11 protein-coding genes are annotated in these 13,165 nt (G+C 70.6%); 7 read left to right on the forward strand and 4 right to left on the reverse strand.

Features of this window, described 5'->3' with window-relative positions:
• Nucleotides 1-152 precede the first annotated feature (152 nt).
• Nucleotides 153-275, forward strand: a complete 123-nt coding sequence (locus tag ABT186_RS21555; protein ID WP_351230661.1) for a hypothetical protein — start codon at nucleotides 153-155, stop codon at nucleotides 273-275.
• A gap of 67 nt (nucleotides 276-342) precedes the next feature.
• Here the strand turns inward: ABT186_RS21555 and pepN are convergent, their stop codons facing one another.
• Complete coding sequence (pepN, locus tag ABT186_RS21560; RefSeq protein ID WP_351926291.1) at nucleotides 343-2,922, reverse strand: aminopeptidase N; 2,580 nt, start codon at nucleotides 2,920-2,922, stop codon at nucleotides 343-345.
• A gap of 185 nt (nucleotides 2,923-3,107) precedes the next feature.
• On the opposite strand from pepN, the gene ABT186_RS21565 reads away from it, so the two are divergent.
• Complete coding sequence (locus ABT186_RS21565) at nucleotides 3,108-3,632, forward strand: DUF1203 domain-containing protein (protein ID WP_351926293.1); 525 nt, start codon at nucleotides 3,108-3,110, stop codon at nucleotides 3,630-3,632.
• Here ABT186_RS21565 and ABT186_RS21570 read toward each other — a convergent pair.
• Nucleotides 3,629-4,645: an aspartate-semialdehyde dehydrogenase gene (locus ABT186_RS21570; protein WP_351230667.1), complete on the reverse strand. Its 1,017-nt coding sequence runs from the start codon at nucleotides 4,643-4,645 to the stop codon at nucleotides 3,629-3,631. The genes ABT186_RS21565 and ABT186_RS21570 overlap by 4 nt on opposite strands.
• A gap of 348 nt (nucleotides 4,646-4,993) precedes the next feature.
• Between ABT186_RS21570 and ABT186_RS21575 the strand changes: the two genes are divergently transcribed.
• Both ABT186_RS21575 and ABT186_RS21580 read left to right on the forward strand, forming a co-directional pair.
• Nucleotides 4,994-5,533: an RNA polymerase sigma factor gene (locus ABT186_RS21575; protein WP_351926295.1), complete on the forward strand. Its 540-nt coding sequence runs from the start codon at nucleotides 4,994-4,996 to the stop codon at nucleotides 5,531-5,533.
• Nucleotide 5,534: 1 nt separating this feature from the next.
• On the forward strand, nucleotides 5,535-6,344 hold the full coding sequence (locus ABT186_RS21580; protein ID WP_351926297.1) for a hypothetical protein: 810 nt from the start codon (nucleotides 5,535-5,537) through the stop codon (nucleotides 6,342-6,344).
• A 322-nt stretch (nucleotides 6,345-6,666) separates the two neighbouring features.
• Here ABT186_RS21580 and ABT186_RS21585 read toward each other — a convergent pair whose 3' ends face one another.
• Entirely contained in the window at nucleotides 6,667-9,972 is a 3,306-nt protein-coding gene (locus tag ABT186_RS21585) for a S8 family serine peptidase (RefSeq protein ID WP_351926299.1), read from the reverse strand.
• A gap of 481 nt (nucleotides 9,973-10,453) precedes the next feature.
• Nucleotides 10,454-10,993, reverse strand: coding sequence for a CGNR zinc finger domain-containing protein (locus tag ABT186_RS21590; RefSeq protein WP_351926301.1), 540 nt, complete (start codon nucleotides 10,991-10,993; stop codon nucleotides 10,454-10,456).
• Nucleotides 10,994-11,140: 147 nt separating this feature from the next.
• On the opposite strand from ABT186_RS21590, the gene ABT186_RS21595 reads away from it, so the two are divergent.
• The 3 genes from ABT186_RS21595 to ABT186_RS21605 are packed head-to-tail and all read left to right on the forward strand — an operon-like array spanning nucleotide 11,141 to nucleotide 12,942.
• Nucleotides 11,141-11,584 carry a VOC family protein gene (locus ABT186_RS21595; protein ID WP_351230677.1) on the forward strand — a complete coding sequence of 148 codons (444 nt, stop codon included), beginning with the start codon at nucleotides 11,141-11,143 and terminating at the stop codon, nucleotides 11,582-11,584.
• Nucleotides 11,585-11,586: 2 nt separating this feature from the next.
• Nucleotides 11,587-12,474: a pyridoxamine 5'-phosphate oxidase family protein gene (locus ABT186_RS21600; RefSeq protein ID WP_351926303.1), complete on the forward strand. Its 888-nt coding sequence runs from the start codon at nucleotides 11,587-11,589 to the stop codon at nucleotides 12,472-12,474.
• Between the two features lie 9 nt (nucleotides 12,475-12,483).
• Nucleotides 12,484-12,942, forward strand: coding sequence for an NUDIX hydrolase (locus ABT186_RS21605; RefSeq protein WP_351230681.1), 459 nt, complete (start codon nucleotides 12,484-12,486; stop codon nucleotides 12,940-12,942).
• Nucleotides 12,943-13,165 lie beyond the last annotated feature (223 nt).

Raw genomic sequence — 13,165 nt, forward strand, 5'->3', positions numbered from 1 at the left:
CGCGCGCTACCCGCCCGGGGGGGGGGCGGTGCCCCCCGGCCGCGCCCCCCCCCCGGGACTCCCTCGACGTGTTTCTACGGGTGCGGTTCCGCGTTACGGCAGTCCGGTGGGGGTCCTCCTGCTCGAGCGAAGCCGAGAGCTTGGGGGAGCGCATGAGCGCCGCAACCCCACGCCGGCCGAGATCACCGCCGCGGCCGCGTTTCCTCGCCTCCGACCGCGCCGTCGGCATCACCGGTACGTTCGTGAACGTCACGGGCGGGATGTTCCCGGGCTGAGCCGACGGGCTCGTGAAGACCGCAGAGGGCGCCCGGCATAACGCCGGGCGCCCTCACACACATACCGCTAGGCGGTGGCAGCGTCCGCCGTCTGTGCCTTCAGTGCTCGCTCGACGCCCGCGCGCGACTCCGAGACCAGGCGCCGCAGTGCCGGGGGCGGCTCCGCGGCGGCCAGCCACGTGTCCGTCTCGGCCAGTGTCACCTCGGAGACCTGGATCGACGGGTAGAGCCCGACCACGATCTGCTGGGCCATCTCGTGCGAACGGGAGTCCCAGACGTCCTTGACCACCTCGAAGTACTTGTCCGCGTAGGCGGCGAGCAGCTCGCGCTGGTCGGTCTGGACGAAGCCCGCGATCACCGCCTCCTGGACGGCGTTCGGCAGCTTGTCGGACTCGACGACCGACGCCCAGGCCTCCGCCTTGGCCTCCTCGGTGGGACGGGCGGCCCGGGCGGTGGCCGCGTGCCGCTCACCGGCCGCCGTCTTGTCGCGCTCCAGCTCGCCCGCGATCTCCGTCTCGTCGAAGCGGCCCACCGCCGCGAGCCGCTCCACGAACGCCCAGCGCAGCTCGGTGTCGACGACCAGACCCTCGATGGTCCCCGAACCGTCCAGCAGGCCCTCCAGGAGGTCCAGCTGCTCCGGCGTACGGGCGGTCGCCGCGAAGGCACGCGCCCAGGCCAGCTGGTGGTCGCTGCCCGGCTCGGCGGCGCGCAGATGGGCGAGGGTCGCGTCCGTCCACCGGGTCAGCAGCGCCTCGCGCGCGGACGGGTCGGCATACAGGTCGACGGCCAGCTTCACCTGGCGGTGCAGCGACTGCACGACACCGATGTCGGACTCCTTGCCGATGCCCGACAGGGCGAGCGAGAGGTAGTCGCGGGTCGCCAGCTCCGCGTCCCGGGTCATGTCCCAGGCCGAGGCCCAGCACAGGGCGCGCGGCAGCGACGACTCGAAGTCGCCGAGGTGCTCGGTGACGAACGCGAGCGACGTCTCGTCCAGGCGGACCTTCGCGTACGACAGGTCGTCGTCGTTGAGCAGGATCACGTCCGGGCGGCGCCGCCCGGCCAGCTGCGGTACGGCGGTCAGCTCGCCGTTGACGTCCAGCTCGATCCGGCCGTCCTCGTCGCGCAGCAGCTTGCCGCTGTCGGCGTCGAGGTTGTAGAGGCCGACGGCGATGCGGTGCGGCCGCAGGGTGGGCTCGCCCTTGGCGCCCGCCGGGAGCGCCGGGGCCTCCTGGCGGATGGCGAAGGAGGTGATGACCCCGTTCGCGTCCGTCTCGATCTCCGGGCGGAGGATGTTGATGCCCGCCGTCTCCAGCCACTTCTTCGACCAGGTCTTCAGATCGCGGCCGGAGGTCTCCTCCAGGGCGCCCAGCAGGTCGGACAGGCGTGTGTTGCCGTACGCATGACGCTTGAAGTACGCCTGCACGCCGGCGAAGAACTCGTCCATGCCGACATAGGCGACGAGCTGCTTGAGGACCGAGGCGCCCTTGGCGTACGTGATGCCGTCGAAGTTGACCAGGACGTCGTCGAGGTCGTTGATCTCGGCCATGATCGGGTGCGTCGAAGGCAGCTGGTCCTGGCGGTACGCCCACGTCTTCATGGAGTTGGCGAACGTGGTCCAGGAGTGCGGCCAGCGGGACTGAGGGTGGTACGCCTGGCAGGCGATCGAGGTGTAGGTGGCGAACGACTCGTTCAGCCACAGGTCGTTCCACCACTCCATGGTCACGAGGTCGCCGAACCACATGTGGGCCAGCTCGTGCAGGATGGTCTCGGCGCGCACCTCGTACGCCGCGTCCGTCACCTTCGACCGGAAGACGTACTGGTCCCGGATGGTGACCGCGCCCGCGTTCTCCATCGCGCCCGCGTTGAACTCCGGCACGAAGAGCTGGTCGTACTTCTTGAACGGGTACGCGTAGTCGAACTTCTCCTGGAACCAGTCGAAGCCCTGCCGGGTCACCTCGAAGATCGCGTCCGAGTCGAGGAACTCGGCGAGGGAGGGCCGGCAGTAGATGCCGAGCGGGACGGTCCGGCCGTCCTTCTCGTAGACGCTGTGGACGGAGTGGTACGGGCCCACGATCAGCGCGGTGATGTACGTCGAGATCCGCGGCGTCGCCTCGAAGATCCAGACGTCGTCCTTGGGCTCCGGGGTGGGCGAGTTGGACACGACGGTCCAGCCGGTGGGCGCCTTCACGGTGAACTGGAAGGTGGCCTTGAGGTCCGGCTGCTCGAAGGAGGCGAACACGCGGCGGGCGTCCGGCACCTCGAACTGTGTGTAGAGGTACGCCTGCTGGTCGACCGGGTCGACGAAGCGGTGCAGGCCCTCGCCGGTGTTGGTGTACGCGCAGTCGGCGACCACGCGGAGCACGTTCCGGCCCTCCAGGAGCCCGGGGAGGGCGATCCGCGAGTCCTTGAAGACCTCGGCGGGGTCGAGCGGGTCGCCGTTGAGGGTGACCTCGTGGACGGTCGGGGCCACCAGGTCGATGAAGGACTCCGCGCCGGTTTCGGCGGAGTCGAAGCGCACCGTGGTCACGGACCGGTAGGTGCCGCCCTCCTGCGCGCCGGAGAGGTCGAGATCGATCTCGTACGAGTCAACGGTGAGCAGCTTCGCCCGCTGCTGCGCCTCTTCGCGAGTCAGGTTTGTGCCAGGCACGCGGTCATCTCCTCGTTATGTGTGGGTTGCGTCATCCTTCCATGTCGGCAGGGCATTGGGCGATGATCGGGACGGGCGGCAGCGTGCACTTGACCGGCACCCGGCGGTGTCTCTGCGACCGGTGCCCGGAACGTGATGTCCGTTTCCCGCCGGTGGTCGCGTGCGCCGCGAGCGAGCCTGGGGGCATGACGACCTACCCGGCACGACCCATCGGTCCGACCGTCCTGAAGGAACTGCGCACCACGGACGACGCGGGCCGCCCGATGATCCCCTTCGCGGACGACGAGGGCGGCGCGCCCCTCCGCTGCTGTCTGCGCCGCAGCGAGCCCGGCGAGCAGATCGCCCTCGTCTCGTACGCCCCCTTGCGCCGCTGGGCGGCGGAGACCGGTGCCGAACCGGGTGCGTACGACGAGCAGGGGCCGGTCTTCATCCATGCCGGGGAGTGCGGGGGACCCGACGGGGACGGCCGTCCGTTCGCCGAGGCGCACCGCACCGTCCGCCGCTACTCGGCCGAGGGGCACATCCTCGGGGGAGAGCTGGTGGAGGACCCCGAGGGCTTCGACTCGGCCTTCCAGAACGCGTTCGACGACCCGGACGTGGCGCTCGTCCACGTGCGGGCCGTCGAGTACGGGTGTTTCCTCTATGAGGTGCGCAGGGACACCTATGAGGTGCGCAGGGACGGCGAGGTGCGCAGGGACAGCAGGGACTAGCCCTGCAGCTCCGCCGCCACCAGCTCCGCGATCTGCACCGCGTTGAGGGCCGCGCCCTTGCGGAGGTTGTCGTTGGAGACGAAGAGGGCGAGGCCGTTCTCCACCGTCTCGTCCGTGCGGATGCGGCCCACGTACGACGGGTCCTTGCCGGCCGCCTGGAGCGGGGTCGGGATGTCGGTGAGGACGACACCCGGCGCCCCGGCCAGCAGCTCCGTCGCGCGCTCCACCGGCAGCGGACGCGTAAAGCGGGCGTTGACCTGGAGGGAGTGGCCGGAGAAGACCGGGACACGGACGCAGGTGCCGGAGACCTTAAGTCCGGGGATCTCCAGGATCTTGCGGGACTCGTTGCGGAGCTTCTGCTCCTCGTCGGTCTCGTTCAGACCGTCGTCGACGAGGTTGCCCGCGAAGGGGAGCACGTTGAAGGCGATCGGGCGCTTGTAGACCCCCGGCTCGGGGAAGTCGACCGCCTCGCCGTCGTGGGTCAGCTTGTCGGCGTCCGCGACCACCTTCTGGGCCTGGCCGTGCAGCTCCGCGACGCCCGCGAGGCCCGAGCCGGACACCGCCTGGTAGGTGGCGACGACCAGCGCCTCGAGGCCCGCCTCCTCGTGCAGCGGCTTCAGCACCGGCATCGCGGCCATCGTCGTGCAGTTCGGGTTGGCGATGATGCCCTTGGGGCGGTTGGCGATCGCATGCGGGTTCACCTCGGAGACCACGAGCGGTACGTCGGGGTCCTTGCGCCAGGCCGAGGAGTTGTCGATCACGACCGCGCCCTGCGAGGCGACCTTCTCGGCCAGCGCCTTCGAGGTCGCACCGCCCGCGGAGAACAGCACGATGTCCAGGCCGGTGTAGTCGGCCGTCGCCGCGTCCTCCACCGTCACGCCGTCGAGGACGGTCCCCGCCGAGCGGGCCGAGGCGAACAGACGCAGCTCGGTGACGGGGAAATTGCGCTCCGCGAGGATCCTGCGCATGACCGTGCCGACCTGACCGGTGGCTCCGACGATTCCGACCCTCACGGCGACTCCTTCTACGTCTCTTGCGTCTCTTTACGTGCGTGTTGCCTGGCCGAGGCTTTTCCATCATGCGGCCGACCCCGGCCCGTGTGTCCAATTCTTTGCGCGGTGTGCCCGAGGAATGGGACGAGTCGGACCGGACGCCGGTTGCAGACCTCCGGTGCCCACCCCCGCTGAGCTGGAGAAATTCATCCTTCGGACGCCCCGCACCGCAAGCTGTGCTGCCCCGCGCCTGCCCGCGGCCTCCCGGCGCACACGACGGTGTGACGTACGCCTCTGCCGCGGGCCGCAGAACTCGTCCGAACGTTTCGGGCGCCTGCGGCGTCGTAGAGGAAACGCGGAAGGGGAGGGGTGGCTGTGCTGCGCAGAAAGGCCCGCCGCGGGCCGGGGGCGGACCACGCGGTGGACGACCCCCTGGACGCGGCCCAGGAACGACGGGTGCGGGCGGTGCTCGCGCTCGGCGGGGTGCCGCAGGCGGACCTGCCGGACGGGGTGCAGCAGGTCCGTCTGCGGTTGCTGGAGCGGTCCGCGAGCGGGCGCGAGGCGCCGCGCGACGTGTCCGCGTGGGCGGCGGTCGTCGCCTCCAACCTGGCGATGGACTGGCACCGGGCCAAGCGCCGTCAGGAGCGGATCGGGGAGCGGCTGGCCGCGCTGCGACAGCTGGAGCATCCCTCCGGCGAGGACTCCAGCGTGCTCTCGCTGGCCGTCGCCCAGGGCCTGGACGATCTGCCCGACGCCCAGCGTCAGGTCCTCGTCCTGCGCTTCTACGCCGATCTGCCGGTGCGGGGGATCGCGGAGGAGCTCGGCATCCCCGAGGGCACGGTCAAGAGCAGGCTCCACTCGGCGGTCCGCGCGCTGCGCGACCGTCTGCACGAGGACGAGGTGGTGTGACGTGGCCCCGGAGTACGACGGCGCGGACGCGCTGACGGCCGCGATCACCGGCGAGCCGCTGCCGGACGCGGCGCGGGCCGACGCAGGGTTCATGGCCGCGCACCGGGCGGCGCTGGCCGATGTGGCGCTGCTGCGGGAGCAGCTGGGGATCATAGGGGAGGCACTGGCGGGGCCGTCGGCCGAGTCGTCACCGGCCGCCGTCCCGGACACTCCCGAGCCGGCCATCGCCCCGGACCGACCGCATCTCCCGCGTCCGGCGCGGCGGCCCGTGCGCCGTGGCCGTACCCTGCGTGTCGCCGTCGGCTCGCTCGCGGCGGTGGCGGCCCTGTCGACGGTCGTCTGGCTGGGCTGGCTCGTGGCGCACAACGGGGGAGCGGACAGCGCCATGTCGAAGAGTTCCGGAGCCGCCGACGCCGCGTCGAAGGGTGACGCCCGGGCCCCCGGCAAGACGTCCGGCGACGGGTCGCCGCCGTCCGATCCCGGGACGGCGCTCGCATGCTCCCGCCTCGTCGTCGAGGGGACGGTGGCCGAGGTGGGGCCGCTGAGCGATCCCAGGACCCGGGTCGTGCTGACCGTCACGCGCTCCTACAAGCCCGACCACGGCCCCTCCCGCGTCACGTTCCTCCTCGACGGCGAGGCCAGGCCGCAGCCGCGTCGGGGCCAGCATGTGCTGATCAGCATCCCGCAGGGCACGGACGGGCCGAGCCTGTGGGCCGTGGGCGACGAGCGGGTCGCCGCGAACCGCGCCTGGATCACCAAGGCGCTGCCCGGCGCCCGGCACACCGCGTGTCCCTCTGAGGGGCCGAAGTGACCGGTACGACGGTGAAGGGCGGGCGCCCGGAATGGACGCCCGCCCCTGTCGCCGTGCCGAGGGGTTACGGCGTGACCTTCTCGATCTTCACGCTGCCCGTACCCGCGGCCGTGCCGCGTGCGTTGACCAGCTGGACCTGGCCGAAGAGCTCCCGGCCTTCGGGGGCCGACGCGGCCGCGGTGACCTTGTGGGCACACCTCGCGGAGTCATCCGTCCGGCGCCCGGCACACCGCGTGTCCCTCCGACGGGCCGAAGTGACCGGTACGACGGTGAAGGGCGGGCGCCCGGAATGGACGCCCGCCCCTGTCGCCGTGTCGAACGGTTACGGCGTGACCTTCTCGATCTTCACGCTGCCCGTGCCCGCGGCCGTGCCGCGTGCGTTGACCAGCTGGACCTGGCCGAAGAACTCCCGGCCTTCAGGGGCCGGCGCGGCCGCGGTGACCGTGCCGGACACCGTCGCGGAGTCACCCGTGCCGAGCTTCACCGGCGTCGAACCGTCGACCGTGACCTGGCCGAGCGCGGGGGAGAAGAACACGTCCCGGTAGTCGTACGCCGTCGAGCCGGACGGGACCGAGTAGCCCGCGACCTCGATGGTGTAGGTACCGGCGGCGGGCGAGGCGATGTGCACCGACTCCTCGGAGTCGCCGTCCGCGGACTGCGCGACCTGCTTGCCGGCCGCGTCGTACACGGTCAGGTCGAGGTCGGCGGCCGTGTCGGAGACGTTGCCGATGGCGACGTCCAGCGAGGTGGCGCCCGCGGGCACCTCCACCGTGGTGGTCTGCTTCTCGCCGCCCTTGATGGTCGGCCGGGCCGTCTTCGAGGAGCCGAGCGGGCCGCCCATCAGCTTGCCGTCCAGGGCCGCGTACTTGTTGGTCACCTTCCAGGAGGCGGTGGCCGGGGTGCCGACCTTGGCCTCGGGCACGGACACGGTCTCCGGGTCGAAGGCCGCGCCGAGGACGGTGACGTCCAGCTTGTACGGGTTGTCGAGCAGCGGCGAGGTGCGGCGCGACTCGACCTCGATCTCCCAGACGCCGGCCTGCGGGTCCGCGTACGAACGCACGTCGGGCTTGCAGCCGTTGCCGTCGAGGTAGTTGGGGTAGCAGTACGGGGTGCCGGTGTTGTCGACCGGAGTTCCGTACGGGTGGATCGCGATGAACCGGGTCTGGCTCTTGTCCGCCAGCCCGCCGATCGCGACCTCAAGCGACTTCGCGCCCTCGGGCACGGTCAGGAAGTACGACTGCGAGCTGTTGCGCTGCACCGAACTCGACGCCGAGTAGGTGTACTTGACCGGGGCCGACACCACGACCGTGGTCAGGATCTGCTTGTCGACGCCCTCGGTGAACGGGTCGTCGACCTCCAGGATCGCGCTCTTGATGCCCGCGGACCTCGGGGCGGCCTGGACCTTGACGGTCACCGGCTGGTTCAGCGGCAGCTTCACCAAGGGGGAGCCGAGGAGACGGAAGGTGTCACCCGCGTTGTTCTCGAAGTGCAGCGTGTGCCAGACCGCCTTGTCCGGGCCGGACGTACGCGTGATCGTGATCTCGTACGTCTTCTTCTCGCCGGACTTCAGCCCGCCCTCGCGGTCGTACAGGCCCGTGCCGAAGCCGGGGGTCTTCAGCGACTGGTCGAGCGCGGTGTCGACCGGGGCCTTGACGGTGTAGTCGTGCGACGTGGCGTCGTCGCGGATCGCGTCCCACGCGTCCACGATGTTGATGCGGCCCGCGCCCTCCTCGTAGGCCTGAACACCCTTGATGTGGTCGGCGGTCGAGGTCAGCGCCGTGCGCAGCTTCTCGGGCGTCAGGGCGATGCCCTTCTGCTTCGCGGCCGACAGCAGCAGCGCCGAGGCACCCGCGGCCTGCGGGGACGCCATCGAGGTGCCCTGGAGCATCGAGTAGCCGGCCGGCAGCGAGTAGCCCGCCTCGGCGACCGGGGAGCCCGGCAGCCAGGTCTGGGTGGTGTTGATCGCGGCACCGGGCGCGACGAGCGTCGGCGTGAAGCCGCCGTCCTCACGCGGGCCACGGGAGGAGAAGGGCAGCAGCTGGTACTTCTTCTCCACCTGAGAGCCGTAGTTGGCGGCCCAGGTCTGCTTGGAGATGGCCGCGCCGACCGAGATCACCTTGTCGGCCAGGCCCGGGTCGCCGATCGTGTTGGCGCCCGGTCCGGAGTTACCGGCCGAGATCACGAGCTGCACGCCGTACGTGTCGATGAGGCGCGTGTACAGCTCGGAGCGCGCGTTGTTGCCGTCGTTGAGCGCCGGGAGGCCGCCGATGGACATGTTGACGATGTCGACGCCGCGGTTGACGACGAGGTCGATCATGCCCTCGGTGAGCGCGACATTGGTGCAGCCGCCGGTCCAGGTGCAGGCGCGGGAAGAGACGATCTTCGCGCCCGGGGCCGCACCGTTCATCTTGCCGCCGAACAGGCCGTTGGCCGCGGTGATGCCCGCGACGTGCGTGCCGTGCTCGGACTCGATGACGCCGATGTTGACGAAGTCGGCCTTCTTGCCGACCCAGGACCCGCCGAAGGGGTCCATCGGCACGTCCTTGCGGATCTGCACCACGAACGGCACGCGCTCGACGACGTCGGTCTTCGGGTCGTCGGTGCCGAAGTAGCCGATCTGGTAGCCGTCCTTGTACGGCTTCATCGGCGTGTCGTCGCTGAAGTCGTGGTTGTTGTTCAGGTCGAGCGTGACCGTGCCGGCCGCCGGGTCGTACAGGACGCCCCAGCTGTCGGTGGTGTCGCCGTCGCGGTTGAGGTCGCCCTTCTCGTCGCCGCCGGTGGTCGCGGACTCCTTGAAGGTGCTGATCTCGTACGAGCCCGTCGGCGCCGTCCAGGTCTGGCCGCCGTACGTGAAGGTGGGCCCTGAGACCGCCGTGACCATCGGACGCCAGGTGGCGTCGCTGTCCGCGATCGGGTCGGTCGAGGTCACCCAGTCGACGATCTTGCGCTCGCCGGTGGTGGTCTTCTGCAGCGCCGGGTGGCCGAGGTCGACGCCCGAGTCGAGGATGCCGATGGTGATGCCGCGGCCGTCCGCCTTCGGGTGCTCCTTGACGAAGTCGACGGCGCCCGTCTCGAAGGACGGGTTGTAGGGGTTCTCGGCGGGGGTGTTCTTGTCCGGGCCGGTGTAGGTGACCGTGCCCTTGCTCGCGGCCCCCTTGGCGGTGTCCGCGCTCGGCGTCGGGTCGTCGAGCCGGATCTCCTGCCGCAGGTCGATGGCGTGCACGGAGGACAGCTTCTCGGCGGCGGCGATGGCCGAGTCCGCCTTGCCGGTCGGGACGGTGGCACGGACGTAGCCGAGCTTGTCGTAAGTGCGGCCCACGGAGCCGCCCTTGACCGCGTTCAGTTCCTTGGCGACCTGCTCGGTCTGGCCGGGAGCGGTCGCGATCATCATCGTGACGTTCTTCGCGCCGTCGGCCTTGGCCTCGGCGAGAAGGTTCGCGTCGTCCGAACCAAGCTTGGCGCTCGCGGACTTGACGACGGGGTCGGCCTGGGCCGGGGGGTGGTTCGCGGAGAAGGCCAGGGGTATCGGCCCGGCCGCGGAGAGCGCGGCCACGAGACCCGCGGCGACGGCTGTGCGCGCCACGCGTCTCGCGCCCGTTGTCGGGGCGCGGTGAGGGTCGGTGGTCATCGGCATCCCTTGTAGGTAAAGGAACGAATGTGGTGCGGCCGGAACCCGAAGGTCGATCGGTCCTGACCGCTGTCGTCCGGATTTCGGGTCCGGGCGACCGCTCAGCTTTACCCAAGGGACAGATGTTTGGGGAGAGTTGACCGAGACGGGATGGAGTCATGGCGTAATCCCGCCATACGCCATCGGGGACTTAGCGGCGCAGGCCGGGACATTCCTGTGATCCCGCTGTCCTCCTACGCGCGTAGTTCGGGTCTCAACCTTCGTGCGGGCGCGTGGAGTTCGGGGTCTCGGTCTTTACGCGTGTGCGTGTGCTGAGGGATCTCGGTCTTCGCGCGAGCGCGTGCGGTCAGGTTCCCCGGTCCTCGCGCGTGCGGTCAGGTTCCCTGGTCCTTGCCCGTGCGGTCAGGTTCCCCGGTCCTCGCGCGTGCGCGTGTGGATCCAGGGCCCCGGCCCGCGCTCGTGCACATGCGAGGCCGGGCCCTCAGCCCTCGCGTGTGCGCGCGTAGTGACGGGACGCCTTCGCGCGGTTGCCGCATGCCGCCATGGAGCACCAGCGGCGGGTGCCGTTCCGTGATGTGTCGAAGAAGTGCAGGATGCAGGAGTCGTGGGCGCAGCCGCGGATACGGTCCGGGGCGGTGGCCATCAGCTCCAGGTAGTTGCGGGCGGCGAGCCAGGCGGGGCCCCAGGCCGGATCGGCGAACTCGGCGCGTTCGCCCGGGCCTTGGGTATCCAGGGTGGGCCGGATCCGCCCGTGCTCGAGCACGGTGTCGACGGCCGCCGCCCCTTCCGTCAGGGAGCCGTCCACCGCGGCCTTCAGGGCGTCGCGCGCCCGCAGTGTGTGCCGCAGGGTCGCCTCATCGGCGGTGAACCCTTCGAGGCCGTTGGCGGCCAGCCACACCGCGAGCCCGTCCGTGTCCGTGAGCAGGTCCTGCTGGGCGCCCTCGTACATCCACCGGGTGTTGAGCAGATCGAGCGCGACCGGCTCCCCGGTGAGCGGGCGTGGATCACGGGCGGCGGACATCGGGGCTCCTCGACTGCTGATCTGCTGCTGATCTGCGCTAACCGCTCAAGGGTACGTGAGTGGTTGACGTTCCTCGATTCTAACCTCTAATCTGCATTTTAGGGGTTAGCCCGCTTCCCTGGGCTGCCATGATCCGAGGGGACCGCCATGTCACTGCGCACGGGCCACGTGGGCCTGAACGTCACCGACCTCGACCGCTCGCTCGCCTTCTACCGGGACGTCCTCGGCTTCTCGCTGCTTGCGGAGGGCAAGGAGGATGGCCGGAGGTACGCGTTCCTGGGCGAGGGGCAGCGCCTGCTGCTCACGCTCTGGCAGCAGGCACAGGGGGCGTACGACAGCGGACGCGCCGGTCTGCACCACCTGGCGCTGGAGGTGGAAACGATCGAGCAGGTCAGGGAGTACGAGACCGCCCTGCGTGGTTACGGCGTCGAGTTCGCGTACGAGGGTGTCGTCGCCCACCGGGAGGGTGCGGCGTCCGGCGGCATCTTCTTCCACGACCCGGACGGCACGCGGCTGGAGATCAGCGCGCCCAGCGGCGCCGAAGGCGCAGCGGTACCGAACGCGACCGCTCCGACCTGCGGTTTCTTCTAGCCATGAGCGTCTACCACGCGGGCTCGCGCACCGTTCAGGACCGGGTCGGGGTCCGCGGCCAGGCGGACCATGTGGGCCGGGCCGTCGGTGACACCCTGAAACCGGTGGCCGCGGCCTTCCTGGAACTCCAGCCGCTGCTGGTGCTCGGGGCCGCCGATCCGGTGGGCGGCGGCGTGTGGGCGTCGCCGGTGTCCGGTGCGCCGGGTTTCGTACGGGCCACGAGCCCGCGCCGGATCTCGGTGGCGGGCGGGGTGGCGCCGGCCGATCCGCTGGCCCGGGCGCTGACCGCGGAGGGCGTCCCCGTCGGCACGATCGCCCTCGACCCGCGCACCCGCCGCCGTATGCGCCTCAACGGCCGGGCCCGCCCGACACCGCGGGGTCTGGCGATCGAGGCGGACCAGGTGTTCTCCAACTGCCCGAAGTACCTGCAGAAGAGGAAGTCGTACGAGACGGTGGCGGACCGGGCGCCGGGGAAACCGCAGCGCGGTGACGAACTGACGGTGGAACAACAGGAGTTCGTCAGCCGAGCCGACACCTTCTTCCTCGCCACCGTCCACGCCGACGGCGCCGACGTCAGCCACCGGGGCGGCAACCCCGGCTTCGTACGGGCCGCCTCACCGCGCGAACTGAGCTGGCGCGACTACCCGGGCAACTCCATGTTCCTGACCCTCGGCAACCTCGCGGCGGACCCGCGCGCCGGGCTGCTGTTCCTGGACTGGACGACGGGGACAGTGCTGCAGCTCACGGGTGAGGCGCGGATGGAGTTCGGTGCCGACGGGGAACGGAGGGTCCGCTTCACGGTGGGGGAGGTCGTGGAGACGGAGGCCGCCGTGCCGCTGCGCTGGTCCGCGCCCGAATACTCGCCTGCCAATCCGGACCCGGCGGGTTAACGTCCCCGCGTGCGCAAAAAACTGAGGGTGGCGGCCTACGCCATCTGCGTTCGCGACGGCCAACTCCTGCTCGCCCGCGGGCCGAGCCCCGACGGCACACCCGAGTGGATGCTGCCCGGCGGCGGCATGGAACACGGCGAGGACCCCTACGACACCGTCCGGCGGGAGGTGGAGGAGGAGACCGGCTACCACATCGAGCTCATCGGGCTGCTCGGCGTGGACTCGATCCGCCACAGCTCCCGCCGCCGCTTCGGACGCACCGTCGACCGCCACGGCATACGGCTCGTCTACGAGGGGCGGATCGTCGGCGGCGAACTCCGCAACGAGGTCGGCGGTTCCACGGACCTGGCGGCCTGGCAGGACCTGACCGCCGTGCCCGGGCTGAGGCGGGTCGCTCTCGTCGACACAGGACTCGAACTGTGGCGACAGCGTCCCGCGGCGGGCCGGGCCGCACTCCCCGAGGGATAGCTCCCCCTACCCCGCGAGATGAACACGGAGCGCGGTCGACCGCAACACGGAGCTCGTGCTGAGGAAGGACTGAAACAGACCCACGGTACCTGGGGTCCGCGACCTCTCGGTGAAATTACGGTGTAAACCCATCCGACCCGGACATGAGACACGCCGTTCATCTGTCTGAAACGTCTGTGCCGCCTCATATCGACAACCCGCTGTTCACGGGGATGGTTCGATA

It is taken from the genome of Streptomyces sp. NPDC001634, from assembly GCF_040298185.1.
Lineage (GTDB): Bacteria > Actinomycetota > Actinomycetes > Streptomycetales > Streptomycetaceae > Streptomyces.

Coding starts and splice junctions, on each gene's coding strand:
- ABT186_RS21590 (WP_351926301.1), bottom strand. CDS start 10,993: ATGTCCGCCGCCCGTGATCCACGCCCGCTCACCGGGGAGCCGGTCGCG.
- ABT186_RS21595 (WP_351230677.1), top strand. CDS start 11,141: ATGTCACTGCGCACGGGCCACGTGGGCCTGAACGTCACCGACCTCGAC.
- ABT186_RS21565 (WP_351926293.1), top strand. CDS start 3,108: ATGACGACCTACCCGGCACGACCCATCGGTCCGACCGTCCTGAAGGAA.
- ABT186_RS21555 (WP_351230661.1), top strand. CDS start 153: ATGAGCGCCGCAACCCCACGCCGGCCGAGATCACCGCCGCGGCCGCGT.
- ABT186_RS21600 (WP_351926303.1), top strand. CDS start 11,587: ATGAGCGTCTACCACGCGGGCTCGCGCACCGTTCAGGACCGGGTCGGG.
- ABT186_RS21585 (WP_351926299.1), bottom strand. CDS start 9,972: ATGACCACCGACCCTCACCGCGCCCCGACAACGGGCGCGAGACGCGTG.